The 24,776-nt window shown below is 63.5% G+C and carries 22 protein-coding genes; 11 read left to right on the top strand and 11 right to left on the bottom strand.

Features of this window, described 5'->3' with window-relative positions; all coding sequences use genetic code 11:
- The first annotated feature begins 19 nt into the window (after positions 1-19).
- Entirely contained in the window at positions 20-817 is a 798-nt protein-coding gene (locus PSEST_RS11965) for an acyl-CoA thioesterase (protein ID WP_015277239.1), read from the top strand.
- A 41-nt stretch (positions 818-858) separates the two neighbouring features.
- On the opposite strand, the gene PSEST_RS11960 is transcribed toward PSEST_RS11965, so the two are convergent.
- The 4 genes from PSEST_RS11960 to PSEST_RS11945 form a co-directional block, all read right to left on the bottom strand.
- Complete coding sequence (locus PSEST_RS11960; RefSeq protein WP_015277238.1) at positions 859-1,407, bottom strand: rhodanese-like domain-containing protein; 549 nt, start codon at positions 1,405-1,407, stop codon at positions 859-861.
- A 78-nt stretch (positions 1,408-1,485) separates the two neighbouring features.
- Entirely contained in the window at positions 1,486-2,082 is a 597-nt protein-coding gene (locus PSEST_RS11955; protein ID WP_015277237.1) for a cytochrome b/b6 domain-containing protein, read from the bottom strand.
- A gap of 1 nt (position 2,083) precedes the next feature.
- Positions 2,084-3,670, bottom strand: coding sequence for a tetrathionate reductase family octaheme c-type cytochrome (locus PSEST_RS11950; RefSeq protein ID WP_015277236.1), 1,587 nt, complete (start codon positions 3,668-3,670; stop codon positions 2,084-2,086).
- 64 nt (positions 3,671-3,734) lie between these two features.
- On the bottom strand, positions 3,735-4,841 hold the full coding sequence (locus PSEST_RS11945; RefSeq protein WP_015277235.1) for a glutaredoxin family protein: 1,107 nt from the start codon (positions 4,839-4,841) through the stop codon (positions 3,735-3,737).
- A gap of 261 nt (positions 4,842-5,102) precedes the next feature.
- On the opposite strand from PSEST_RS11945, the gene PSEST_RS11940 reads away from it, so the two are divergent.
- From PSEST_RS11940 to PSEST_RS11900, 9 genes are all read left to right on the top strand, one after another.
- The gene (locus PSEST_RS11940; protein ID WP_015277234.1) at positions 5,103-5,558 is read left to right on the top strand and encodes a hypothetical protein; all 456 of its coding nucleotides are present in this window, start codon (positions 5,103-5,105) and stop codon (positions 5,556-5,558) included.
- A gap of 239 nt (positions 5,559-5,797) precedes the next feature.
- Entirely contained in the window at positions 5,798-6,235 is a 438-nt protein-coding gene (locus PSEST_RS11935) for a YqaA family protein (RefSeq protein ID WP_015277233.1), read from the top strand.
- Between the two features lie 71 nt (positions 6,236-6,306).
- Positions 6,307-7,374 (top strand): AraC family transcriptional regulator, encoded by a 1,068-nt coding sequence (locus tag PSEST_RS11930; RefSeq protein WP_015277232.1) that lies wholly within the window; start codon positions 6,307-6,309, stop codon positions 7,372-7,374.
- 186 nt (positions 7,375-7,560) lie between these two features.
- Positions 7,561-8,328, top strand: coding sequence for an SDR family NAD(P)-dependent oxidoreductase (locus tag PSEST_RS11925; protein ID WP_015277231.1), 768 nt, complete (start codon positions 7,561-7,563; stop codon positions 8,326-8,328).
- Positions 8,329-8,339: 11 nt separating this feature from the next.
- Entirely contained in the window at positions 8,340-9,524 is a 1,185-nt protein-coding gene (locus tag PSEST_RS11920) for an acetyl-CoA C-acyltransferase (RefSeq protein ID WP_015277230.1), read from the top strand.
- A gap of 10 nt (positions 9,525-9,534) precedes the next feature.
- Positions 9,535-10,674 (top strand): acyl-CoA dehydrogenase, encoded by a 1,140-nt coding sequence (locus PSEST_RS11915; protein ID WP_015277229.1) that lies wholly within the window; start codon positions 9,535-9,537, stop codon positions 10,672-10,674.
- A gap of 135 nt (positions 10,675-10,809) precedes the next feature.
- The gene (locus PSEST_RS11910) at positions 10,810-12,429 is read left to right on the top strand and encodes a long-chain fatty acid--CoA ligase (RefSeq protein ID WP_041756654.1); all 1,620 of its coding nucleotides are present in this window, start codon (positions 10,810-10,812) and stop codon (positions 12,427-12,429) included.
- A gap of 74 nt (positions 12,430-12,503) precedes the next feature.
- Positions 12,504-13,586 (top strand): CaiB/BaiF CoA transferase family protein, encoded by a 1,083-nt coding sequence (locus tag PSEST_RS11905; protein ID WP_015277227.1) that lies wholly within the window; start codon positions 12,504-12,506, stop codon positions 13,584-13,586.
- Positions 13,587-13,909: 323 nt separating this feature from the next.
- Positions 13,910-14,128: a hypothetical protein gene (locus PSEST_RS11900; protein WP_041756652.1), complete on the top strand. Its 219-nt coding sequence runs from the start codon at positions 13,910-13,912 to the stop codon at positions 14,126-14,128.
- Between the two features lie 941 nt (positions 14,129-15,069).
- Here the strand turns inward: PSEST_RS11900 and PSEST_RS11895 are convergent.
- The 5 genes from PSEST_RS11895 to PSEST_RS11875 are packed head-to-tail and all read right to left on the bottom strand — an operon-like array spanning position 15,070 to position 20,616.
- Positions 15,070-16,221: an acyl-CoA dehydrogenase family protein gene (locus PSEST_RS11895; RefSeq protein ID WP_015277224.1), complete on the bottom strand. Its 1,152-nt coding sequence runs from the start codon at positions 16,219-16,221 to the stop codon at positions 15,070-15,072.
- Positions 16,222-16,259: 38 nt separating this feature from the next.
- Positions 16,260-17,354, bottom strand: coding sequence for an enoyl-CoA hydratase/isomerase family protein (locus PSEST_RS11890; protein ID WP_015277223.1), 1,095 nt, complete (start codon positions 17,352-17,354; stop codon positions 16,260-16,262).
- 2 nt (positions 17,355-17,356) lie between these two features.
- Entirely contained in the window at positions 17,357-18,247 is an 891-nt protein-coding gene (gene mmsB / locus PSEST_RS11885; protein WP_015277222.1) for a 3-hydroxyisobutyrate dehydrogenase, read from the bottom strand.
- Positions 18,248-18,283: 36 nt separating this feature from the next.
- The gene (locus PSEST_RS11880) at positions 18,284-19,057 is read right to left on the bottom strand and encodes an enoyl-CoA hydratase (protein WP_015277221.1); all 774 of its coding nucleotides are present in this window, start codon (positions 19,055-19,057) and stop codon (positions 18,284-18,286) included.
- A gap of 47 nt (positions 19,058-19,104) precedes the next feature.
- Complete coding sequence (locus tag PSEST_RS11875) at positions 19,105-20,616, bottom strand: CoA-acylating methylmalonate-semialdehyde dehydrogenase (protein ID WP_015277220.1); 1,512 nt, start codon at positions 20,614-20,616, stop codon at positions 19,105-19,107.
- Positions 20,617-20,772: 156 nt separating this feature from the next.
- Between PSEST_RS11875 and PSEST_RS11870 the strand changes: the two genes are divergently transcribed.
- Complete coding sequence (locus tag PSEST_RS11870) at positions 20,773-21,663, top strand: LysR family transcriptional regulator (protein WP_015277219.1); 891 nt, start codon at positions 20,773-20,775, stop codon at positions 21,661-21,663.
- A gap of 121 nt (positions 21,664-21,784) precedes the next feature.
- On the opposite strand, the gene PSEST_RS11865 is transcribed toward PSEST_RS11870, so the two are convergent.
- Positions 21,785-22,138 (bottom strand): YgaP family membrane protein, encoded by a 354-nt coding sequence (locus tag PSEST_RS11865; protein ID WP_015277218.1) that lies wholly within the window; start codon positions 22,136-22,138, stop codon positions 21,785-21,787.
- Positions 22,139-22,203: 65 nt separating this feature from the next.
- Positions 22,204-24,714: an alpha-glucan family phosphorylase gene (gene glgP / locus PSEST_RS11860; protein ID WP_015277217.1), complete on the bottom strand. Its 2,511-nt coding sequence runs from the start codon at positions 24,712-24,714 to the stop codon at positions 22,204-22,206.
- Between the last annotated feature and the right edge of the window lie 62 nt (positions 24,715-24,776).

Here is a 24,776-nt window from a genome sequence, read left to right as displayed (position 1 = left end):
GAACGATAACGAGGTGGGTATGGAGCTTTGCGAGCTGCTGCAGGCGGTACGTGACAACCCCGGCAGCGTGGTGGTGCCGGCCAGTTGGGGACAGGGGCGTGCAGGTTTCGGTGGGCTGGTCGCCGCGCTTGTGTTCGAAAGCATGCGGGCCAAGGTGCCGGAGGGTCGCCCGCTGCGCTCGCTGGCCATTACCTTCGTCGGCCCGTTGGCGCTGGATGCGCCGGCGAGTTTCGAGGCCGAGGTGCTGCGCGAAGGCAAGGCCGTCAGCCAGATGCTCGGCCGGGTGATGCAGGACGGACAGGTGGTCACCATCGTTCAGGGCAGCTTCGGCGCGCCACGCAGTTCGGTGGTGGATGTTGCGGCAGAGCCGGCGCCGGCCATGCCTCCCGTCGAGGCCTGCCAGGAGCTGCCCTATGTAGCCGGTGTAACGCCGGAATTTACCCGCTACGTGTCGATGCGCTGGGGTATTGGCGGGCTGCCGTTCACCGGTAATACCTCTCGCGAAATGGGCGGCTGGGTGCGCCAGCGGGGCGAGCTGCCGCGTGAACCGATTACCGAGGCGCATCTGCTGGCGCTGGTCGACGCCTGGCCGCCCGCCGTGTTGCCGCATCTGAAAAGCTTCGCTCCTGGCAGCTCGCTGACCTGGACCATCGAGTTCATTCAGCCGATGCCCGATCTCGACAGCCACGACTGGTGCATGTATCGCGCCGTGATCGAGCACGCACGCGACGGTTATGGACACTGTGCGGCTGCGCTATGGACGCCAGCTGGCGAACTGATCGCCCTGAGCCGGCAAACGGTGACGGTATTCGGCTGACGGCGCGGCGCTGACGTGCAGCGCCGCGTGTTCCGTCGATGTCACTTGCGATCGGTGCGATAGATCTTTTCCGGGTTCATCTTCGGGCTCCAGGGCAGCCCGGCATTCTGCCAGCCGTTCTGCAGGCGAAAGCCTGCTTGCGGTCCTTCCTTGATGGCTGCGCCCTGGAAGCCATCGACGACATACCGCGCGTTGGGAAAGCCATTTTCGCGCAGGAAATCCGCACTGGGCTTGCCACGCTCGCTGCCCGAGCGGCACATGGTGATGATCTCGGTGTCGGTGCTCAGGCCACGCTTGTCGAGCTCGGCACGGACCTGGTCGAGGAACTGCGGATTGCGGTTGGTCTGGAAGGCGCCGCGCTCATCGTTCCAGGCGTCACGATCGACGAGCAGATACGGGACATTGACATCCACGGCGTCGGTAAAACCCACGAACATGATTTCCACCGGGTCGCGCACGTCGACGAAGAGCACATCAGCACCCTCCTGCTGGGCGCGAGCGTAGGCATCCTGTGGGGTCACCTCGAGTTCGACTGCATGCGCTGCGATAGCCATCAGGCTGAGGGACAGGGCGATCAATGATGATTTCATCTGAAGCTCCGGCAAGGGTGAATATAGGAAACCCGCTCATCATATACCTATGGGGGTATATGAGCCTGTGCGGCCGTTTCAGTGCTTTTCTTCCCAGCCAGTGAGCATTGCCCTGACGTGCTCGAGCGGTGTCCGCCCGGTTGTCGCCAGGTATACATGCACGATGAGGAAGATCAGCATCATGAACGCGCCTGCCGTATGCAGCAGCGCGACCTGTTGCAGATCAATCCAGGGCGAGAGCAGACCCTGTGCCCGCTCCCAGAAGAGATAGAGCAGCCCTGTCAGCCATAGCAACGGGCCGATCATCACCTTGACGAACAGATACGACAGGCGCTGCAGAGGGTTGTGCTTGCGCTCCACGGTGATTTTGTAAGGGTGTGGCGCGCCGATGAATATTCCGTGGACGTAGTAGCGCAACATGCGGTCGATGTTGCTCAGGGTAGGCGTGTATTGGCGCCACTGACCGGTGGTGAAATGCCAGAAGATGCCGAATACCCACAACAGCATCAGCAGCCAAGCGGATACCTCGTGGATTTCGACCGCGCTGCGGAAATCCACTAGTGCGTGGCTGCCATGGGCGGCGAACCCGCTGACCAACAGGGTGATGATCAGCGCGGCCTGCGACCAATGCCAGAAGCGTTCGAAACGGGTGAACAGGTACAGGCGCTCGCGCATGTCATTGACTCCTTCTGCGGCGCGAGAAAACGCGCAAGGCGGCATGCACGAAGACGCCCAGCAGGGCCACTCCAGCCAGGCCAAAGCCGATGCGATCGAGCAAGGGGCTGTGATGGTTGCCGGTCAACCAGATACCGGGCACGCCAGCGAGTCGGCTTTGCTGCCGGGTATGGCACTGCGCGCAATCGATTGCCTGTTCCTTCGGCGCAACCATATGGGTGATGGGCCACAGCATCGAGGTGTCAACGAAGTCGAACTTGCCGCTATAGGGCGCGCCGGAGGCGTCGGCACCTGCCTGCAGCGCCTTGGCCCAGTCGAAGTTGTACCAGAACGCCGTATCGTCCGGCAGCGCGGTATGCGGCACCAGTAACGTCAAGTGCTCGGTGTCGTATGGCTGGCGGCCATGGAAGGTTTTTACCGGCCAGATTCGCGCATCGGCAGCTCCCGGCACACCGTGAAAGCGGTTGATCGGGACGCGGCTGGTCGGGTCGATGACCGTGTCGGGTTGCACGTAAGTAACCCGGCCGTTAAACCAGACATAGTCCGGCACTACGTCCTCGCCGAGGATGAAGCTGCCCTTGCGGCTGTCGTACAGAACCTGACCACGTTCGTTGCGTGTCTGGTATGGCTTGCCGTCGGCACCCACCTTCCCGGCGCTGGACCAGTCCCAGGCCATCTTGGTAGGCACACCACCACGGGCGAAGGTCGGAATATGGCAACTCTGGCAAGCCAGCACGCTGGTGTGATCATTCAGGCGTCCGGCGTGCAGCAGATTCCCCTGATGCGGTTTGTCGCCATGGCAGGACTGGCACGTCGAGCGGTTGCGCTCGCTACGCTGACCTCGGGTGGCTGCGCTGTGCGGGTCGCTGGCAGTCACGTTGATGCGACTGCCGGCAATCCGGTGCTCTTCGGCGACATGGCAGGTTGAGCAGGCGAAGTCGAGTCCATCGACGGCCATGTGTACGTCCAGCTCAGGTGACGGCGAATTGAGTGACGAATCGAGATCGCCGTGCTTAACGCCGTCGCCACCGCCGCCGTAGTAATGGCAAGTGCCGCAGGTGCGCCGGCTGGTGGCGCCGACCTGACGCGCCACCGCGGCCAGGTCCACGGGCTCGACGAACTTGCCTGAGCCGGGTGCGGTTTCGCTACGCACCAGCGGTGGATGGCCGGCGAGACCTGCAAGCTTCAGGTAGTTGCCGGTGTTGTGACAGGCGAGGCAGTCAACCTTGCTCTCGTCGGTGAAGTCGAAACTGGCATCTTTCCAGCCGTAACCAATGTGGCACGACTGGCAGAACGCCTCGTTCGAGCGGTCGCCGATGCAGAAGCCATTGAGCATGGTCTTCTTGCCCAGGCGCTGGCCGGTATCCGGGTTGAGGTAATCCCAGGTCCAATGCCGTGTCGCCATGATCTGGCTGGCGGCCTTGCTATGACAACTCAGGCACGCCCGTGTGACCTCTTCGCCGCTGGCGAACGGACCCTGCAATGCCTCGAAGAGGGTGTGATCGGCGGTGGATGCTTGCGCGAAGCCGCCTAAAAGCAGAAGTGGCGCTAACAGCAGGGCGGTGATGCACTGGCGGAATGCTCTCATTTGCCTCTCCCTTGCTGCATGGCAGCGGCCCTCGGTTCCAGCATAGGTCACCCCTGGCAATCTGCTATTGCAGCCATTGCGGCTTTAGCAGCATGACGATGCCCAAGGCGAGCATCACCGCGCCGCTGATGAGCTTCAGCGTGGCGCCAGAACCTTGCGTAAGCTTGCGGCTGCTCAGCGCGAGTACGGCGATGGCGACCATCAGTGCGTCGTCGGCGATATAGCCAATGATGTAGAGACCCAGATAGGCGTGGTGGGCCAGTGCGCTCAACTGCTGCTGGGCCAGGACTGCGGTGTAGATCGCCGGCAGGCCGGCGGTACACAGCAGCTCGACGAAATTGACCACGACGGCCAGCAGCGCAACGCTGCCGAGAGCGGGCAACAGGCTCCGGGTTTGCAGGATGCGGCGTACGCGCGCATACAGCCCCGGCTTGGCGCTGGCGGGTATCGAAAGCGTGAAGCCGCTTTCTGGGCGCAGCCCGTCGCGCAGGTTGATGAAGCCGATCAGCATCGCCAACAGCGCCAGTCCGGTGACGACTAGCGGCGATACGCCAACGAACAGAAACAGGTTCAGCCAGGCCGCCATGAACAGGTAGTACACCGCGCCGCTGATCAGCACGAAGGTTCCCGCGATTGCAGCCATACGCCTTCGATCCTGCAGACGAACCAGTAGCGACAGCAGAAACAGCAGTACCCACATCGCGCAGGGGTTGAAACCATCCAGCAGACCGAGGGCAAGGGTGAATGCAGGCAACCCAAGACGCTCAAGGCTGAGCGTGCCGAATAGCGTGGATTCAACCGTGCCCGGGCGCTGGACGCGTTGCTCGATCAAGGCGAGCAGCCTGGCGCCGCTGTGCGTGGCGTCGTCAAAGCCCACCAGCAACTGATCACCGATGACGAACGTCGGCACTGCCGGGGGCCAGGCGCCGGCTTCACGGGACAGGTGTAGCAGATCGGCGCGCGCGGCAGGATCGTGATCGACTTCCCGCAGGCGAATCTCCAGCTCCGGATGCTGCGTGGACAGCTCCGCGAGATAGACCTTGGCTGCGCTGCAGTGCGGGCAGCCGTCGCGGACGAACACCTCAAGCACCGTTGCGTCGGCGAAGACAGGAGCGCTGGCCAGTAGCCCCAGAAGCATCAACAGAGCCCCGCGCAACACGACGTGGTACATGAGCGTGCTTCCTGGTGCTGGCCAAGCCGCCGGCGGGGCGATGGCACATGGTTTGCGAATCCACGTCCATCCTCGACCGTCTTTTTCCGGTCAGCAATGATCTGTAGCAAGGTTGCGCGGTGTGAGCGGCCGTGGCGCAGCAGGGTGGACTAATCTCTTAATCAGCGTCATGGAACCGGACCTGACAAGCGGACAGAATCAGGCACCGGTGAGACAGGCTGTGCCGTGCTGTTTGCCGTCCTACCAGCGGAGATTTTGGCGATGAAGATCGAGCGATTCGAAGACCTGATCGACTGGACACGCGACACCCATGCCATGCTGGCGCGTTGCATGGCGCGCTGTTCCGACAAGCACGAGGAGACCCGAGCCAAATGGCTGCTGGTCTATATTGCCGACCACGAGCGAGCCCTGGCAGAAACGGTCGACAAGATCGAGAAACATGCCGACCCGAAGGCATTGCACACCTGGATCTACGACTACCTGACGCGCAATCCGGTGTTGCGCAATCAGGCCTGCAAGGCTTACGACACCATGACGGTGGAGGAGATCTCGCTGGATATCTTCACCATTCACAACCAGGTGATCGATCTCTACCGCTCCCTGGCCCGCCGTGCCGAGATCGATGGTGCCCGCAACCTGGCCGAGGATTTGTTGCAGCTTGAGGAGCACGAAACCATGCGACTGGCCCGCCAGGTGAGCCGTATTCACGAAATGTAGTGGCCATACGGCGTAGCGGTTGAGTTTGGCTGCGATGCTCACTCGCGCGGAGGTTGCGGGCAGCGTGTGCGGAGACTGCTCATCCAACCGCCACCTAATCGATTCGTTACAGTTGAACGATGTGCCTGGAAATCCCCGATGCTTGTCCAGGCATGATCCCGTCGACAATGCCCCTCGGAGCGGCGCCTTTTCCCGCATACTGCGTGCCGTCAGTCAGCACGGGTTACGGTTGCATATCGATGGTGTCGTTTTCCGGCTATCTCGGCCTTTTTCTTGCGGCGTTCGGTGCTGCCACGCTACTACCCATGCAGTCCGAGGCGGTACTCGCCGGTCTTCTCCTTTCGGAGCGGTATACGGTCTGGGCGTTGGTTGCCGTGGCCAGCCTGGGCAATGTGCTGGGCTCGCTGGTGAACTGGTTGCTCGGTCGTTACGTCGAGCACTTTCGCCACAAGCGCTGGTTTCCGGTCAACGAGCGTCAGCTGGCCAAGGCACAGCACAGCTACCACCGCTACGGTCGCTGGACCTTGCTGCTCAGCTGGGTGCCGATCATCGGTGATCCGCTTACGCTGGTCGCGGGTGTCATGCGCGAGCCGTTATGGAGCTTTCTGCTGATCGTCACGTTGGCCAAGACCGCACGCTATCTGATCGTGATGGGACTGACGCTCGGCTGGATGTGACGCAAGGGCTGACAGCACGACCGTGCCTGGTCGATCATGCAGCATCGACAACAGGCAGGAATCCGCGCGGCATGATCATCGAGGCGCAAACGACAGCAGACGCAGCGGTCGGCACGGCCAGTGCCAGCCGGGACAGCATCAGCGTCCGTTTGGTGGCCGAGGCACTGCTCGGTTTCGTCGGGCCGCGGCTGAGCGGCGAGCATCTGCTGGAGAAAATCGGCCTCGACCCCGCTTGCCTGCAAGATCCCGACGGCCGCATGGACGTGCGCGACTACTCGCAACTCTGGCTGCGCCTGGCGCGGCATTTCGATGATGAATTCTTCGGCATGGATCCGCGCCGGCTGCGCTCGGGCAGCTTCGTCTTTCTCAGTCGCAGCTGCCTGCAGCAGCCCACTCTGGAGAAAGCGCTTGTTCACGCGTTGGAGTTTCTCGGCCTGGGGCTGGAGAACCTGCGTGGCAAGCTGATCCGCAGCCAGAGCCTGGCCGAAGTGGTGCTGCGCGAGCGTAACGCCGAGCCGGCTCGCGCCTTCTGCTATTTCACCTTCTGGATGCTGCTGCATGGGCTGGCCTGCTGGCTGGTAGGGCGGCGCATCCCGCTACTGGCGGTCGAGCTGCGCTGCGCCGAGCCGGACTACACCGACGATTATCGCGTGATGTTCTCCGACAACCTGCGGTTCGGCCGACCTTCGACGCGGATCATCTTCGCCGCCGAAGTGCTCGACCTGCCGATCCGTCGCAGCGAAGCGGAGTTGCGTGCCTTTCTCGCCGAGGCCCCGGCGAACATCCTAGTGCGCTACCGCGACCATTCCAGCCTGGCCAGCCGCATCAAGCAGCACCTGCGCAGCCTGCCTGCCGAACGCTGGCCGGACAGCGAGACGCTGGCACAGACCCTGTGCATCTCGGCCTCGACCTTGCGTCGCCGGCTGGCGGAGGCGGGGCAGCCTTATCAGGCCATCAAGGACGGCTTGCGCCAGGAAATGGCCACCGAATGGCTGGCCGACGCCGCCATCAGCTATGGCGAAATCGCCGAGCGGCTGGGGTTTGCCGATGTCAGTTCGTTTTACAAGGCGTTCCGCAAGTGGACAGGTATCAATCCCGGGCACTACCGCAACCTGATTCTGGCGCCGGCGCGCGCCTGATAGCGCGTTGTTGGGCGTGAAGCCCTCCAGCTGTCCTCACGCCTTTAGCGATAGCAGCATGATTGCCTTTTGCCATTGGCCAAAACGGTCAGGCAGGTTGAGAACATCGACCATTGCCGCACCCGTGTCGCTGTCCAAAGATAACCCCGGCTTCGCACCGAATAACAACAAGCACGGGAGACAGCCATGCAGATTCGCGACAAGGTATTCCTCATTACTGGCGGCGCCTCCGGCCTTGGCGCTGCGGCGGCGCAGGCGCTGGTCGAGGCGGGCGGCAAGGTCGTGCTCGCCGATCTGGACGAAGCCGCGGCCAACGCCACGGCACAGGCGCTCGGGCCTAGCGCCCTCGGCGTCGCCGCCGACATTCATGATGAACAGGCCGCGCGCCATGCCGTCGCCACCGCGCGCGAACATTTCGGCGGGCTGCACGGGCTGGTCAATTGCGCTGGCGTCGCCGGTGGCGAAAAGGTGCTCGGGCGCAATGGTCCGCACAGCCTCGACGCTTTCAGCCGCATCGTCGGCATCAACCTGATCGGCAGCTTCAACATGCTGCGCCTGGCCGCCGAGGCGATGGCCGAGAACGCGCCAGACGCCGATGGCGAGCGCGGCGCGATCATCAATACCGCATCGATTGCCGCCTTCGACGGGCAGATCGGCCAGGCTGCCTATGCCGCGTCCAAAGGCGGTGTGGTGAGCATGACCCTGCCGGCCGCGCGCGAGCTGGCGCGCTTCGGCATCCGCGTGATGACCATTGCGCCCGGCGTATTCGAGACGCCGATGATGGCCGGCATGACCCAGGAGATCCGTGACTCGCTGGCCGCCGGCGTGCCGTTCCCGCCACGCCTGGGCCATCCGGCCGAATACGCCGCGCTGGTGCGGCACATCTTCGAGAACAGCATGCTCAACGGTGAGGTGATTCGCCTCGACGGCGCCTTGCGCATGGCCGCCAAGTAAAGGAAGCAGAGATGAAAGATGATCCGATCGTAATCGTCAGCAGCGCGCGTACGCCCATGGGTGGTTTCCAGGGTGATCTGCTGGGCATGACGGCACCGCAGCTCGGCGCTGCCGCCATCCGCGCGGCGGTGGAGCGCAGCGGCCTGCCGGCCGAGAACGTGCAGGACGTGCTGATGGGCTGTGTGCTGCCCGCCGGCCAGGGCCAGGCGCCAGCGCGCCAGGCGGCTCTGGGCGCCGGGCTGACCCGCGCCACCACCTGCACCACAGTGAACAAGATGTGCGGCTCGGGCATGCAGACGGTAATCATGGCTCACGACCAGTTGCTCGCCGGCAGCGCGGAAATCGTTGTCGCCGGCGGCATGGAAAGCATGAGCAACGCGCCTTATCTGCTCGATCGTGCCCGTGGCGGCTATCGCATGGGGCACGGCCGGGTGCTCGACCACATGTTTCTCGATGGTCTGGAAGACGCCTACGACAAGGGCCGCCTGATGGGCACCTTTGCCGAGGAGTGCGCCGACGCCTTCGGCTTCACCCGTGAGGAGCAGGATGCGTTCGCGCTGGAATCGCTGCGACGGGCCCAGGCGGCAATCGCCGAAGGGCACTTTGCCGATGAGATCGTCGCGCTGGACGTCACTCAGGGCAAACAGCAGCGGCAGATCCGCGATGACGAGCAGCCGCCCAAGGCGATGCCGGAAAAGATTCCCAGCCTGAGACCAGCGTTCCGCGAGGGCGGCACGGTGACTGCGGCCAACTCCAGCTCGATTTCCGATGGCGCCGCCGCGCTGCTGTTGATGCGACGTTCCGAAGCCGAGCGCTGGGGCCTGCAGCCACAGGCGGTGATCCACGGCCACGCGGCCTACGCCGATGCGCCGAATCTGTTCACCACCGCGCCGATCGGCGCGATCCGCAAGCTGATGGAGCGCACCGGCTGGTCCACCGGAGACGTGGATCTGTTCGAGATCAACGAAGCCTTCGCCGTGGTCGCCATGGCCAGCATGCGCGAGCTGGGTCTGGACCACGCCAAGGTCAACGTCAACGGCGGTGCCTGTGCGCTCGGTCACCCTATCGGTGTGTCCGGTGCGCGAATCCTGGTGACGCTGCTTGCCGCATTGCGCAAGCGCGGCCTGCGCCGTGGCGTGGCGGCGATCTGCATCGGCGGCGGCGAAGCCACCGCGATGGCCGTCGAACTGATCTGAGGAGGCACCCATGCTGCCCAATGAAGATCAAAACGCGATCGCCGAGATGGCCCGCCAGTTTGCCCAGGAGCGGCTGAAGCCTTTCGCCGAACAGTGGAGTCGCGAGCATCGCTATCCCGCCGAAGCAATTGGCGAGATGGCCGCGCTCGGCTTCTTCGGCATGCTGGTGCCGGAGCAGTGGGGCGGCAGCGATACCGGCTACCTGGCCTATGCCATGGCGCTCGAAGAGATTGCTGCCGGTGACGGCGCCTGCTCGACCATCATGAGCGTGCACAACTCGGTGGGATGCGTGCCGATTCTGCGTTTCGGCAATGAGCAGCAGAAGAGTGACTTCCTCACTCCGTTGGCCCGTGGTGAGCAGATCGGCGCCTTTGCGCTGACCGAGCCGCAAGCGGGCTCCGACGCCAGCAGCCTGCGCACCCGCGCCCGTCGCGACGGCGATCATTACGTGCTCAACGGCGCCAAGCAGTTCATTACCTCCGGTAAGCATGCCGGCACGGTGATCGTCTTCGCGGTGACCGATCCGGACGCCGGCAAGGGCGGTATCAGTGCCTTTATCGTGCCGACCGACAGCCCGGGTTATCAGGTGGTGCGGGTGGAGGACAAACTCGGCCAGCACGCGTCGGATACTTGCCAGATCGCCTTCGAGGACCTGCGCGTGCCGGTGGCCAACCGGTTGGGCGAGGAGGGCGAGGGTTATCGCATTGCCCTGGCCAATCTCGAAGGCGGACGCATCGGCATCGCCGCCCAGGCGGTCGGCATGGCGCGCGCGGCGTTCGAGGCGGCGCGTGATTACGCCCGGGACCGGGAAACCTTCGGCAAGCCGATCATCGAGCATCAGGCCGTGGCGTTCCGCCTGGCCGACATGGCGACCCAGATCGCCGTGGCGCGGCAGATGGTGCATCACGCCGCCGCGTTGCGCGAGGTCGGCCGGCCAGCACTGGTGGAGGCTTCGATGGCCAAGCTGTTTGCCTCGGAGATGGCGGAGAAGGTCTGTTCCGCGGCGATCCAGACGCTCGGTGGCTACGGCTATCTGGCCGACTTTCCGGTGGAGCGCATCTACCGCGATGTGCGGGTTTGCCAGATCTACGAAGGCACCAGCGACATCCAGCGCCTGGTCATCTCCCGCAACCTCGGAGGGCCGGTCTGACCTGAACCAGCTGCGCCTGCGTGCTTTACGGCGCATCGATACATGATTTCAGTGGTGCCGGTAGAACGCCGTTTCCTCGACCGGCACTTGCACAATAAAAACAAGATAGAGGTAGGAAACATGCAACCAGGATTGATGCAGAACGCCCCGCTGCTGATCAGCAGCATCGTCACCCACGCCGCGCGTGCGCACGGTGATCGCGAGATCGTCTCGCGGCTGGTCGATGAACCCCTCTGGCGTTATGACTACGCCTGTCTCGCCGCCCGTTCGGCGCAGGCCGCCAGCATGCTCGGCAAGCTCGGCATCGGCCCCGGCGACTGCGTGTCGTCGCTGGCCTGGAACACCCACCGCCATTACGAGCTGTTCTTCGCCGTGCCCGGCATCGGTGCGGTGCTGCATACCGCCAACCCGCGGCTGTCGGACGAACAGATCGTCTACACCATCAACCATGCCGGCAGCCAGGTGCTGCTGTTCGACAGCAGCTTCGCCGCCTGCGTCGCCCGGTTGCGGCCGCGGTTGGGCAATATCCGCCATTTCATCGAGCTGGCCGCGCAGCCAAGTTCCGGTCTGCAGGATGTGCTGGGTTACGAGCAACTGATTGCCGCCGAGCAGCCGCTGGACTGGCCGCAGTTCGACGAGAACGCCGGCGCGGTGCTCTGTTACACCTCCGGCACCACCGGCGACCCCAAGGGCGTGCTCTACAGCCACCGCTCGGTGGTGCTGCATGCGATGGCCGCCGGGCTGTCCGGTGCGTTCGGCCTGTCCGCCTTCGATTGCATCATGCCGTGCTCGTCGCTCTATCACGGTACTGCCTGGGGCATTCCGTTCGCCGCGGCGATCAATGGCTGCAAGTTCGTGCTGCCATGCGACAAGATGGACGGCGCGAGCCTGCAGGAACTGATCAAGACCGAGGGCGTGACCCTGTCCGGCGGCGTGCCGACCATCTGGACCATGTACCTCGCCCATCTGGAACGTAGCGGTGAGGATTCCGGCAGTCTGGCGCGGCTGGTGATCGGCGGTTCCGCCGTGCCGCGGGCGATGGCCGAAACCTTCCAGACCAAGTACGGCGTCGCGGTCTGCCAGCTCTGGGGGATGACCGAGACCAGCCCGCTGGGCGTGGTGGCAACGCCGACGCCCAAGCTGGCCGAACGTGGTCAGCAAGCGACCAACGACACCATCTGGACCCGTCAGGGCCGCCTGCAATTCGGTATCGAACTCAAGATCGTCGATGAAGAAGGGCGTGAGCTGCCGTGCGATGGCGTCAGTTCTGGCAGCCTCAAGGTGCGCGGCCCCTGGACGGTCGAGCGCTACTACCGCAGCGAAAAAAGCGCGCTGGATGAGGATGGCTGGTTCGACACCGGTGACATCGCCACGCTGGATGCCGATGGCTTCATGCGTATTACCGACCGCAGCAAGGACGTGATCAAGTCCGGCGGCGAATGGGTCAGTTCCATCGATATCGAGAACGTCGCGGCGGCCTGTCCCGGTGTGAAGGTGGCCGCGGTGGTCGGCGTGTTCCACCCCAAATGGGAGGAGCGCCCGGTACTGGTGATCGAGCCGCACGCCGACGCTGAGGTTACGGTCGAGACGATCCTCGCCCATCTGGAGCCGAACATCGTCAAGTGGTGGATGCCGGATGCGGTGATCTTCGACGCGGTGCCGCTGACCGCTACCGGCAAGATCGACAAGAAGGTGCTGCGCGAGCGCTATCGTAATCATCTGGTCGAGAACCAGCCCAGCGCCGTGAACCAGTAACGCCTGTTACCCATACGCGCTCCGTGCTTCGGTGCGGGGCGCGTCTGCGTGCGTGTGAATCTAGGAGATTTGCCATGAACGAACACGACGATGCCCGTAGCGGACCGCTGTGCGGCCTGCGCGTGCTGGAGTTTGCCGGGATAGGCCCAGGGCCGCACTGCGCGATGCTGTTGGCAGATATGGGCGCCGAAGTGCTGCGCATCGAACGCGAGGGTGGTAACGGCTGGCCGAACCCTGTGGTCGATCGTGGGCGCAAGACGCTAACGCTGGATATCCGCAGCGAAGCAGGGCGTGCGCGCTGCCTTGAGCTGGCGCAGACCGCCGATGTGCTGATCGAAGGCTTCCGCCCCGGCGTGATGGAAAGGCTCGGGCTCGGGCCGGAGGAACTGCTGCAGCGTAATCCGAAACTAATCTACGGACGCATGACCGGTTGGGGCCAGACTGGCCCGCTGGCCAAGGCAGCTGGTCACGATATCAACTACATCGCACTGACCGGTGCGCTGGCGGCAATCCGTGGCGAGAGTGGAACCGCGATACCGCCGTTGAACCTGGTTGGCGATTTCGGCGGCGGCTCGTTGTATCTCGCGGTCGGCATTCTCGCCGCGTTATGGGAGCGCGAGCGCTCCGGCCAGGGCCAGGTGATCGATGCGGCGATCGTCGATGGCGTTTCGTCGCTGATGACCTTCTTTGCCGGTCTGCTACCGAGCGGACGGATCGACATGCAGCGTGAGCGTAATCCGCTGGCTGGTGCAGCACCTAACTATCGATGCTATCGCTGCGCGGATGGCCGCGAGATCGCCATCGGCCCGCTGGAACCGCAGTTCTGGCGAGAATTGCTCGAGCGCATCGATGCGCCGGAAGCGCTGTGGGCGGGTTGCGAGGATCCTGCTGGATGGCCAGCGCAGGCCGAACTGCTGGAGCGCCTGTTCATTACCCGTACCCAGGCTGAATGGTGCGCCTTGCTGGAGGGCAGCGACGCATGCTTCGCGCCGGTGCTGGAGCTGGGCGAAGCGCCTCAGCATCCACACCTGCGTCAACGAAGCGTTTACCAGGAACTCGATGGCATTGCCCAAGCAGCACCGGCCCCACGTTTTTCACGTACCCCGAGCAAGGCCAGGCAAACCTCGCGCTGCCTTTCGGACGAAGGCTGGGAGTAAAAGGGCAGGTGATCAAGCGTGCTTCGACAGGCCAAGAGAGATATTCAATAGCACTTGAAAGGCATGGCATTTCAGCCGGTTTAACTTATAGCAGCTGGGCGCGTGTTTTATTGGACGCGCAGTCAGGAAATCGATTCCACGATATACAACGCTTATGTTGCTACTCGGCCGAAAGTTATGGCTGTACCCGACCAAAGTCGGGTGCACGCCCTGTAATCCGCGGGCTAGACGTGCCGCACGTCGGTTTGGGTTGCTACTTGGCGTCAGCTGACTACTATGAAAACGAGGCTGCTTATTACAACAAAAACGGGGAGTCAGACGTCATGAATAATAATGCCGAGCAACAAGTAGTTGCACTTGAATTGTGCCGGTTCCTGGCCCACTGCATTGCCGCGATCGTTGTCGTGGGGATGCTCTTCGTGGCCCTCGTCGGATCCTGGCATGCTGCCCTCAGTGTTGGGGTTGTTCCACTGCTGGCCATCATGGCCTGCGATTATCTAGCCAGACGCAAGGAAACTGCTGTGCTTACAGCAGACGCCTGATACGACTCAGGCGCTAACCAGCCGAAGAACCTTCCTATGCCTATCGAGCGATCGACACCCTGACAGTGAATCATTGCCGGGGTGTCTTGCGTTGGGGCTCCGCCAGCCAGTCAATTGCCGGTTTTCCTTCAGCATCGCGCTTTCGCCGAATCAGACGCACAGGCGGTTACCCAAAGGTGTTACTCCTTTCGTACAGCGTAACGGCCGCTGAGGTGCGCGGTAACGAATCAGGCGCGGATTTTGTGCGGCGTCTGTGTCACGAAAACGCAACCTATTGAAAAATAACGGTTTATGAAAACTGGCACGGCGAATGCTTTCTAATCGGCACAACAAGAACAAGAAAGCACACCCAATAACAAGAACAACACGTAGCGACTCCGACACAATAAAAACAAGCAGGTGGGAGACGTAGCAAACTGATTCTTTTGGAGAGGAATTGCCCGACAGGTTTCCTGTCGACCGGACCGAGAAAAATAAAACTGCCTTGAGGCAGCTCCAGAACCGGTTGAGCCCGTGAGGGCAGTGGCAACATCAGCGACCAAAATAATCCGTTTGTTCTTTATGTCCCTTATGGGACTGCTATTCGGACGATGTCCGACCGGGCTACCAACAAAAACAACAAGCCCGTAAGCAGAAGAAGAACAAAGCAACACGCCCTGAAGGGGAGCCTTATGGCTCCCCTTTTTATTTGCGGCGTACTGGTTCCGGACATTGCCGGAAACCATTGGTGGCGAACAGGGAGCTGACTGGTAGTCGCGGCAGTTGCTTGGGCTGGTGGAGCGCACGCCTGGCGGCGAGCGCATGGCGCTAGCAGGCGATCTGGGGTAAAGCCGGGCTACCAATAAAGCCAGGCAGCCGGCGACCAATCTTGTCATGGTCGCACTGACTGCAGGCTTGTCCTGATTTCAAGGGGGCCCTGCTCGGCAGGACGGGAAAACGCCTTATAGCGCGTAGTTCGCCAGCTCCCGCGCGATCAGCAGGCGCTGGATTTCGCTGGAGCCCTCGTAGATCTGCGTGATGCGGGCGTCGCGGTAGTAGCGCTCCACGGGGTAGTCCTCGAGATAGCCGTAGCCGCCATGAATCTGTACCGCCTGCGAACAGACCTTCTCCGCCATTTCCGAGGCGAACAGCTTGGCCTGGGAGGCTTCGGACAGGCACGGCAGACCGGCGCTCTTCAGTCTTGCGGCATGCAGGATCAGCAGGCGCGCGGCGTTCAGCTGGGTCTGCATGTCGGCAAGCATGTTGGCGATGCTCTGGTGCTCGGCAATCGGCTTGCCGAACTGCACCCGCTCGCGGGCGTAGAGCAGGGCGGCCTCGAAGGCCGCACGGGCGATGCCGAGAGCTTGCGCGCCGATGCCGATACGCCCGCCTTCGAGGTTCGACAGCGCAATCGCCAGGCCCTTGCCGCGCTCGCCAAGCAGGTTGGCCTCCGGGATTCGGCAGTCGCTGAGCGAGACCCCGCAGGTGTCCGAGGCGCGGATACCCATCTTGTGTTCGCTGCGCTCCACCGCGAAGCCGGGGGTGTCGGTAGGCACCAGAAAGGCGGAAAGGCCTTTCTTGCCGAGTTCCGGATCGGTGACCGCAAACACGATGGCCAGCTTCGACCGCTTGGCATTGCTGCAAAACTGCTTGCTGCCGTTGAGTACCCAGTGCCCATCGACCAATTCGGCGCGGGTGCGCAGGTTGTGCGCCTCCGAGCCCGCCTGTGGTTCGGTGAGGGCGAAGCAGCCGATAGCGCGACCGCTGGCCAGCTCCGTCAGCCATTCATCCTTCTGCGCCTGCGAGCCGTAGTTCAGCACCGGGCCGCAGCCCACCGAGTTGTGGATGCTCATCAGCGCGCCGGTGGCGCCATCGCCGGCGGAGATTTCCTCCACGGCCAGCGCGTAGGCGACGTAGTCGATATAGCTGCCGCCCCATTCTTCCGGGACGACCATGCCGAGCAGGCCAAGCTCGCCCATCTGGGCGACCAGGGTGTCATCGATCCAGCCGGCCTTTTCCCAGGCCTGTGCATGCGGAGCGATCTCGCGGCGGGCGAAGTCGCGCGCCATGTCGCGGATCATGCGTTGGTCTTCGCTGAGTTCGAGGTCATGCATTGCGCGTTCTCTTCTTGTTGTTGTGCTGCAAAAGAGGTTCAGGCCGTGGCGCTGCGACGTGCCTTGCCGGTTGTGGCCTTGAAGCCGTCGAAGAACGCCTGCACGCGTTCGGGCGTGACCTCTGCCAGCGTCGGCGGATTCCAGCGCGGCGATTTGTCCTTGTCGATGATCAGCGCGCGCACGCCTTCCATGATGTCGCCCTTGGCGAACCATTGACGATCCAGGTGCAGCTCCAGGGCGAAACAGTCGGCGATCGGCAGCTCGCGGCCGCGTCGCAGCATCTCCAGGGTCACGCACATGGCCAGTGGTGAGCGACTGTCGAGCACCTTGACGGTTTCCTCGGCCCAGTCGGCAAATTCCGGACGCGTTTCGGCGGCCAACGAGGCGCGAATCGCGACCACATCGCTCTTACCGAAATGCTCGTCGATGGCCTGATGCAGTGCCTTCAGTTCAGAGCCAGGGAGCTTGTTGCTGCCCAGGGTCGCAACCAGCGTGCGCAGCGCTTCCTGCGGATGGACCGACCAGCTCATGCGGTCGAGGCAACGATCCAGTTCGGCGATCTGGTCGTGGCTGACACACCAGTCGGCCAGGCCGACGTGCAGCGCATCGGCGGCGCGGATCTGCAGGCCGGTGACGCCCATGTAGGTGCCAAGCTCGCCCGGCAGGCGTGAGAGGAAATAGCTGCCGCCGACATCCGGGAAATAGCCGATGCCGACTTCCGGCATACCCATGCGCACACGCTCGGTGACCACGCGCAGCGACGCACCCTGGACCAGGCCCATGCCGCCGCCGAGGACGAAGCCGTCCATCAGCGCCAGCAGCGGCTTCGGGTAGGCGTGAATGTACTGGTCGAGGGCGTATTCCTCCTCGAAGAAGGTTTCATGCTCGGTATCGCCGCGCTGAAAGCTGTCGTACAGCGAACGGATGTCGCCGCCGGCACAGAAGGCTTTCTCGCCATTGGCGCGCAGCACCACGGCATGAATCTGCGGATCGGCCGCCCAGGCGCTGAGCTGCTGTTGCAGCAGACGGACCATTTCCAGGGTCACCGCATTCAGCCCGGCCGGGCGATTGAGGGTGAGGTGACCGACGTGGTTGCGTACGGCGGCCAGCACGGGGCGTTCGGTTACACTCATGGTCAGGTGTCCTTGCGGTACTGGTTGATGATCGCCGAGAAATCCAGGCCGCCGTGGCCCTGGGCGCTGAAGCTCTGATAGAGCTGCTGGGCGAGGGCGCCGAGGATCACCGGCTGGCGCACTTGCTTGGCGGCCTCGGTAGCCAGGCCGAGGTCCTTGAGCATCAGGTCGCTGCCGAAGCCGCCGCTGTAGCCGCGTGAGGACGGAACGTTGTCCAGCACGCCGGGGAAGGGGTTGTAGGTATCCGAGCTCCAGCAACGACCGCTGGATGTGTTGATCACGCCAGCCAGGGTCTTGGCATCCATGCCCAGCGCGACGCCCAGCGCCATCGCTTCGGCGACGCCGATCATGGAAATGCCCAAGAGCATGTTGTTGGCGACCTTGGCCACCTGGCCGTTACCGGCCGCACCGCAGTGCACGATGTTCTTGCCCATCGCCGCGAGGATTGGCTGCGCATGGTCGAAGTCCGGATCGCTGCCACCGACCATGAAGGTCAGGGTGCCGGCCGCGGCGCCGCCGGTGCCACCGGAGACCGGCGCGTCGAGCATCGGGTTGCCATGCTCGGCAGCGGCCTTGGCCACTTCGCGCGCGCTGTGCGGGTCGATGGTGGAACAGTCGATGAGCATCACACCCGCGCGGCTGTGGGCGATCAGGCCGTTCACCCCCAGGTACACGCCCTTAACATGGGCGGCGGCCGGCAGCATGGTGATGATCAGCTCGGCGTTGCCCTGGGCGATGGCGGTCGGGGAATCGACCGGCAGCGCGCCGGCGCCGACCAGATTCTCCACGGCCGCGGCGTTGAGGTCGAAGACGCTGAGCTGATGGCCTGCCTTGAGCAGGTTGTGGGCCATGGGCGCGCCCATGTTGCCCAGACCGATAAATCCGATATGCATGGCGTGTTTCCTCTTGTTGTTATGGCCAGATGCGGCTTAGCGATTGGTGAACTCAGGCTTGCGCTTCTCGCTGAACGCCGCCATGCCTTCTTTCTGATCGGCAGTGGCGAACACCGCATGGAACACGCGACGCTCGAAGCGGATGCCTTCGGCCAGCGTGGTTTCGAAGGCGCGGTTGACGCTTTCCTTGATCATCATGGTGGCCGGCAGGGATTTCTCGGCGATCACCCGGGCGGCCTTGAGGGTTTCCTCCAGCAGGCTTTCAGCCGGGAACACACGGGCGACGAGACCGGCACGCTCGGCTTCGGCGGCGTCCATCTGGCGACCGGTCAGGCACATGTCCATGGCCTTGGCCTTGCCCACGGCGCGGGTCAGGCGCTGGGTGCCGCCGATGCCCGGCAGTACGCCCAGGTTGACTTCCGGCTGGCCGAAACGGGCATTGTCAGCGGCGAAGATCATGTCGCAGAGCAGCGCCAGTTCGCAGCCGCCGCCCAGGGCATAACCGGCGACGGCGGCAATCAGCGGCTTGCGGCGGGTGGCGATGCGGTCGGCGTCGGCGAAGAAGTCATCCAGATAGATCTGCGGATAGGTCAGCTCGGCCATTTCCTTGATGTCGGCGCCAGCGGCGAAGGCCTTGGCCGAGCCGGTGAGCACGATGCAGCCGATCTGCGGATCAGCCTCGAGCTGGCCCAGCGCCTGGTTCAGCTCGCTGATCAGCTGGCCGTTGAGCGCGTTGAGCGCCTGCGGCCGGTTGAGGGTAATCAGCGCGACGCGCTCCTGGATGTCGACGAGCAGGGTTTCGAATGTCATTTCAGCGTCCTTGAGGGCCGGCGCGTCCGCCGGCCCGATGGGTGATGTCACTTCAGGTTGATGGTGGTGTTGACCGGGCCGCCGACCTCGTTCTCATCGAACCAGCGTTCGGTGATGGTCTTGGTCTGGGTATAGAACTGCACCACCTGCTTGCCGTACGGGCCGAGGTCGCCGAGCTTGGAGGCGCGCGAGCCGGTGAAGGAGAACATCGGCACCGGCACCGGGATCGGTACGTTGATGCCCACCTGACCCACGTCGATCTCTTCCTGGAAGTGCCGCGCCGCGGCACCGGAACGGGTGAAGATAGCGGTGCCGTTGCCGTTCGGGTTGGCGTTGATCAGCTCGATGGCTTCGTCCATGGTCGCTGCCGCCATGACGCAGAGGACCGGGCCGAAGATTTCTTCCTGATAGACGCTCATCTCGCGGGTGACGCCGGAGAAGATGGTCGGGCCAACGAAGTTGCCGTTCTCGTAGCCGCTGACGCTCGGGTTGCGACCGTCCAGTTCCAGCTTGGCGCCTTCGCGCACGCCGCGTTCGATCAACCCGCTGACGCGATCCAGCGCTGCGCAGGAAACCAGCGGACCGACATCGGTGCCGGCCTCGACACCGGCGTTGACCTTGAGCGTCTGCGCCTTGGCCACCAGATCGGGAATCCAGGCCTGCGCCTCACCCACCAGCACCACCACCGAGAGCGCCATGCAGCGCTGGCCGGCCGCACCGAAGGCGGCACCGGCGAGGTTGTTGAGGGTCTGCTCCTTGTGCGCATCGGGCAGCACGATGGCGTGGTTCTTCGCGCCCATCATGCACTGCACGCGCTTGCCGGCCTGACTGGCGCGGTTGTAGACGTGGGTGCCGACCTTGGTCGAGCCAACGAAGGACACCGCCTTGATATCCGGGTGGTCGCAGATCGCATTCACCACGTCTGGCCCGCCGTGCACCACGTTGAGCACGCCCGGCGGCACGCCGGCTTCCAGCGCCAGTTCGCACAGGCGCATGGTGACCATCGGGTCCTGCTCGGAGGGCTTGAGAACGAAGGTGTTACCGGTGGCGATGGCCATCGGGAACATCCACAGCGGGATCATCGCCGGGAAGTTGAACGGGGTGATGCCGGCGCAGACGCCCAGCGGCTGCAGCAGGGTATAGGTATCGACACCGGCGGCGACGTTGTTGGCCAGCTCGCCGAGCTGCAGGTTGCCGATGCCAGCGGCGTGCTCGACCACTTCCAGGCCGCGGAACACGTCGCCCTCGGCATCGGCCAGGGTCTTGCCCTGTTCGGCGGTGAGGATCGCCGCCAACTCCTTCATGTTCTCGCGGATCAGCTGCTGGTACTTGAGGAAGATGCGTGCGCGCGCGCCGATCGGTGTCTTGCGCCAGGTCTTGAAGGCTTTCTGGCCGCTGGCGACGGCGCGGTCGATTTCCTCAGCGGTCGCGAACGGCACGCGGGCCAGGACTTCCTGGGTCGCCGGGTTGACGACATCGCGCCAGTCCTGGGTGGTCGATTCGATAAATTCACCGTCGATCAGCAATTTGACGGTAGGAATGGAGCTGGACGTTGTCATAAGGCTCTCCGCCTGAGAAGGCACTGTTGTTGTTATGGCTCGCGGACGGCTGCGACCAGTTGCAATGAATGTAGCAATGCAAAAAACCACATTACAATGCGATCGACTGCAGAGTCGCTCTGCATAAATGCACAGGAGCTGATGGAGGCTTCAACCATGGACTGGGACAATCTGCGTTATTTCCTTGAGGTCGCTAGGGCAGGGCGGCTGACGACCGCGGCGCGCCGGCTCGCTGTCGACCACACCACCGTGTCCCGTCGTTTGCAGGCGCTGGAAAAAAGCATGGGCCTGCAGCTCTTCCTGCGTGAGCCGGGCGGTTACAAGCTCACCGAAGCCGGGCGCAACCTGCTGCCGAGAGTGGAAGCGATGGAAAGCGCCAGTGTGGCCATCGAGCACTCGTTGCCGAGCATGGGTGATGGCCTTTCCGGGCAGGTGCGCATCGGCGCCACGGAGGGTTACGGCACGGTGATGCTTGCCGGTCAGCTCACCGGGCTCAGCCGCCGCTATCCGCACCTGAACATCGACCTGCTGGCGCTGCCGCGGGCGGTGCGCCTGTCGCGCCACGAGGCGGATATCGTCATCACCCTGGAACGCCCGGAGCGCGGGCCGTTCATCATCACCCGGCTGACCGACTACGTGCTGCGGCTGTATGCCTCGCCAGCCTATCTCGACGAACACCCGCCGATCCGCAGCCGCGAGGATCTGGCTGAGCACCGCTTCGTCAGCTACGTGGATGATCTGCTGTTCAGCAAGGAGTTGCTGTTTCTCGATGGCATCGCTGACGCCCGCTCCATCGGCCTGCGCAGCACCAGCCTGCTGGCACAGCAGGAGGCGGTGGCGATGGGTGCAGGGATCGCGATTCTGCCGGCGTTTTCCGCCGACGCCGATCCACGGCTGCGACTGCTGCTGCCCGAAGAGGTCAGCTTCACCCGCACCTTCTGGATGTTGATGCCGATCGAGTTCAAGGACCTGGCGCGCATGCGCACGACCTGGGATTACCTCAAGGAGATGGCGCAGCAGAACCAGGATCGTTTGCTGGGCCAGTAGTTATCGCTGGCCGAGCTGTCCAGAGAAGCAAGACGGCGCTGCGAGAGCGCCGGGAGATTTGCGCGTCAGCCGTGTAGCGGCTGTGCGCAGGCGGCACATCATTGCGGCGCCGCCCGGTCGATCAGACGCGGGGCGTGGTACGGCTTTCGTTGCCCATGGGGGTGGAGTCCGGCATCTGCACGCTCGTATCGGTGAAGTCCGAACTGTGCACTTCGGAATCCATCGGCATATGGCTGTAGCGCTGGCTCGGCAACGCCGGTTTGCTTTCCATCTCCGCGAGCATGCGCTTGGCCTCGCAACGACCGCTGATGCCGCGGACCAGGGCCATGCCGCCCATCGCCAGTTCTGCCAGACCGAAAATCCCGCCACGGCGCAGACCCTTGCCCATCAATACCAGGCCGCCGGCCAGCGACGCGGCGCGTTCCCAGCCGTGGACGTTCTGTGGGGCGGTTTTGTCGAACATTTGCTTGATCATGACGCGGCATCCTCTATGCGGGGGGTTTATAGATGACTGCGGCGTGCGGGTAGCGTTCCGGCTGTTCATCGCTGCCAGAGAATGAGCGACAGCTCCAGCGGCACGGCGAGGCCCAGTACGGAGCTGGGTATCACTCGCGCTGTGTAGTCGGCCGGCGGGCGTTGAGTTATCACGTCACCTTGGAAGGTGGCGTATGCGCCGTCGTGGTGCTGGAGCGTCAATGCGTGGACGGCAGCTGGCTCGCCCCCCTGCGGTTCGGCGAACAGCTGCACGGTAATCTGCTGCGGCTCGATGCGTCCAAGATGCAGGCGAACCTCGACATGATGGATGTCGCTCTCGCTCCGCCATTCAATCTGCTCGAAGGCCAGTTCGTGCCAGTAGCTGCGCAGACAGGTGATCTGGCGTGACAGCGCCGATGCCGAGGCCGAACCATCCGCGCAGCGTTGCCGGTAGGCAGTGGCCAGCGGAAGGTAATAGCGCTCGGTGTATTCGCGCACCGTGCGATCGGCGGAAAAACGCTCCACCAGTTCGCTCATGCTGCGGCGCATGCGTTTTACCCAGGCGGCCGGGATCTGTTGCTCATCACGTCTGTAGAAGCACGGCACCACCTGCTCTTCGAGCAGCCGATAAAGCTGTTCGGCGTCAGCCGCATCATGTTCGGGTTCATGCTCTAGGCCATCGCCGACGGCCCAGCCGAGATCGGCGGCATAGGCTTCGGCCCACCAGCCGTCGAGCTGTGAAAGGTTCAACCCGCCGTTGGCCAGAACCTTCATGCCGCTGGTGCCGCTGGCTTCCCATGGGCGGCGCGGTGTGTTCAGCCAGACATCGACGCCTTGCACCATGTGCCGGGCGATGCGCATATCGTAGTCCTCGAGAAAGATCACGCGTCCGGCGATGTCGGCTCTGGCGGCGAACCGTTGCCATTCGCTGAGCAGCGCTTGCCCGGTGCGGTCGGCAGGGTGTGCCTTGCCAGCCACCAGCAGCTGCACCGGATAAGCGGGATGGGTGAGGATGGCTGCCAGTCGCTCCGGATCCTGCAACAGCAGATTGGGGCGCTTGTAGCTGGCGAAGCGCCGGGCGAAACCCAACGTCAAATGTTCGGGATGCAGGCGCGAGCCGGCAACTTCAATTTCCGCTGGCGACGCGCCATGCACCGCGAGGCTGCGGGCCAGATGGCTGCGTACGAAGGCAAGCAATTCGCCACGCGCGTACTGGCGAATCTGCCATAGCCAGCGATCGTCGACTCGCGCCAGTAGCTCGTCCACCGAACCCTGGTCGGTTCCGCGCCAGGGGATATCGTCGCCATGCAATTCATACCAGTGCGCTTCGGCGTCCGGTGAAACCCAGGTCGGCAGGTGGATGCCGTTGGTGACATGGCCGACAGGTACGGATTCGATTGGCCAGCGTGGGTACAGCTCGCGAAAGATGTAGCGGCTGGTGCGGCCGTGCAGCTGACTGACGGCGTTGACCGCGCCGGCACCGCGCGTCGCCAGGTAGGCCATGTTGAATGGCTCGCGCGGGTCCTGCGGTTGTTTGCGTCCCATTGCCAGCAATGCCTGCAGTGAAATGCCCAGTTCGTACTCGGCATAGCGCTCTAGATAATTGCTTACCAGCTCCGGCGGAAAACGATCGAATCCGGCCTCGACAGGGGTGTGGGTGGTAAACAGATTGCCTGCACGCGTTGCGTTGAGTGCGACGGAGAACGAGACACGCTCTCTGGCCATATGGCTGCGCGCGCGCTCCAGCACCGCGAATGCAGCGTGACCGTCGTTCAGGTGAAGCACATCAGGACGCAGCCCGGCGGCTTCGAGCAAACGCCAGCCGCCGATGCCCAGAACCAGCTCCTGGCGCAGGCGCATTTCATTGTCACCGCCGTAGAGTTCGCTGGCGATCAGCCGTGCTATGGGCGGGTTTGCCGGATCGTTGGTGTCCAGCAACAGCAGGCGGTTGAGGCCGACCGTGGCCTGCCAGCCGCGCAGCCAGATCTGCAGCCCGGGGAGCTGAATGGCCAACCGCAACGGGGCGCCGTCTGCATCGAGCAGCGGTTCGATAGGCATCTGCCGGGTGTCGTTGACCGGATACAGCGCCTGCTGGTGAGTATCGGGGCCGATGCTCTGGCGGAAGTAACCGTGCTGCCAGAGCATGCCCACCGCGGTGACCGGAACGCCGAGATCGCTGGCAGCCTTGAGCTGATCGCCGGCGACATTGCCGAGCCCGCCGGAATAGATCGGCAACGCCTCGCTGAGCATGTACTCCATGGAGAAATAGGCGACCCGCGTGAGCGTTTCGCCGCAATTCTGGCTGGCGAACCACGTTGGCCGTTCCAGGCGTGCCTGCTGAGCCTCAACGATGCCTTCCACCAAACGATGGCATTCGGCGCGTTGCAGAATGGCTTCCAGTCTCTGCTCCGGCACCGTGCTGAGAATCAGGCTGGGGTTGCGTGTGAGCTGCCACAGGTCATTGTCGATCAGCTGCCAGAGGTCATCGTTCTGGCTGGTCCAGCGGATGGACTGGTCGAAGGCAAGCCGACGCAGGGTTTCCGGTGTGATGGCGGGGCGTTCGGGTGCGGGAGTCAATGCAGCCTCTCTCTTTGGGACAGGGAAAGCTATGCCGTCCAGCATAGCTTTCCCTATTGCGG

Origin of the sequence: Stutzerimonas stutzeri RCH2 (assembly GCF_000327065.1) — a bacterium.
Classification (GTDB): Bacteria; Pseudomonadota; Gammaproteobacteria; order Pseudomonadales; family Pseudomonadaceae; genus Stutzerimonas; species Stutzerimonas stutzeri_AE.
This window is presented reverse-complemented; position numbering and strand designations above follow the sequence as displayed.

Coding starts and splice junctions, on each gene's coding strand:
- PSEST_RS11880 (WP_015277221.1), bottom strand. CDS start 19,057: ATGACATTCGAAACCCTGCTCGTCGACATCCAGGAGCGCGTCGCGCTG.
- PSEST_RS11930 (WP_015277232.1), top strand. CDS start 6,307: ATGATCATCGAGGCGCAAACGACAGCAGACGCAGCGGTCGGCACGGCC.
- PSEST_RS11940 (WP_015277234.1), top strand. CDS start 5,103: ATGAAGATCGAGCGATTCGAAGACCTGATCGACTGGACACGCGACACC.
- mmsB (WP_015277222.1), bottom strand. CDS start 18,247: ATGCATATCGGATTTATCGGTCTGGGCAACATGGGCGCGCCCATGGCC.
- PSEST_RS11875 (WP_015277220.1), bottom strand. CDS start 20,616: ATGACAACGTCCAGCTCCATTCCTACCGTCAAATTGCTGATCGACGGT.
- PSEST_RS11945 (WP_015277235.1), bottom strand. CDS start 4,841: ATGTACCACGTCGTGTTGCGCGGGGCTCTGTTGATGCTTCTGGGGCTA.
- PSEST_RS11865 (WP_015277218.1), bottom strand. CDS start 22,138: ATGATCAAGCAAATGTTCGACAAAACCGCCCCACAGAACGTCCACGGC.
- PSEST_RS11955 (WP_015277237.1), bottom strand. CDS start 2,082: ATGCGCGAGCGCCTGTACCTGTTCACCCGTTTCGAACGCTTCTGGCAT.
- PSEST_RS11950 (WP_015277236.1), bottom strand. CDS start 3,670: ATGAGAGCATTCCGCCAGTGCATCACCGCCCTGCTGTTAGCGCCACTT.
- PSEST_RS11935 (WP_015277233.1), top strand. CDS start 5,798: ATGGTGTCGTTTTCCGGCTATCTCGGCCTTTTTCTTGCGGCGTTCGGT.
- PSEST_RS11890 (WP_015277223.1), bottom strand. CDS start 17,354: ATGAGTGTAACCGAACGCCCCGTGCTGGCCGCCGTACGCAACCACGTC.
- PSEST_RS11870 (WP_015277219.1), top strand. CDS start 20,773: ATGGACTGGGACAATCTGCGTTATTTCCTTGAGGTCGCTAGGGCAGGG.
- PSEST_RS11895 (WP_015277224.1), bottom strand. CDS start 16,221: ATGCATGACCTCGAACTCAGCGAAGACCAACGCATGATCCGCGACATG.
- PSEST_RS11960 (WP_015277238.1), bottom strand. CDS start 1,407: ATGAAATCATCATTGATCGCCCTGTCCCTCAGCCTGATGGCTATCGCA.
- PSEST_RS11915 (WP_015277229.1), top strand. CDS start 9,535: ATGCTGCCCAATGAAGATCAAAACGCGATCGCCGAGATGGCCCGCCAG.
- PSEST_RS11910 (WP_041756654.1), top strand. CDS start 10,810: ATGCAGAACGCCCCGCTGCTGATCAGCAGCATCGTCACCCACGCCGCG.
- PSEST_RS11920 (WP_015277230.1), top strand. CDS start 8,340: ATGAAAGATGATCCGATCGTAATCGTCAGCAGCGCGCGTACGCCCATG.
- PSEST_RS11900 (WP_041756652.1), top strand. CDS start 13,910: ATGAATAATAATGCCGAGCAACAAGTAGTTGCACTTGAATTGTGCCGG.
- PSEST_RS11905 (WP_015277227.1), top strand. CDS start 12,504: ATGAACGAACACGACGATGCCCGTAGCGGACCGCTGTGCGGCCTGCGC.
- PSEST_RS11925 (WP_015277231.1), top strand. CDS start 7,561: ATGCAGATTCGCGACAAGGTATTCCTCATTACTGGCGGCGCCTCCGGC.
- PSEST_RS11965 (WP_015277239.1), top strand. CDS start 20: ATGGAGCTTTGCGAGCTGCTGCAGGCGGTACGTGACAACCCCGGCAGC.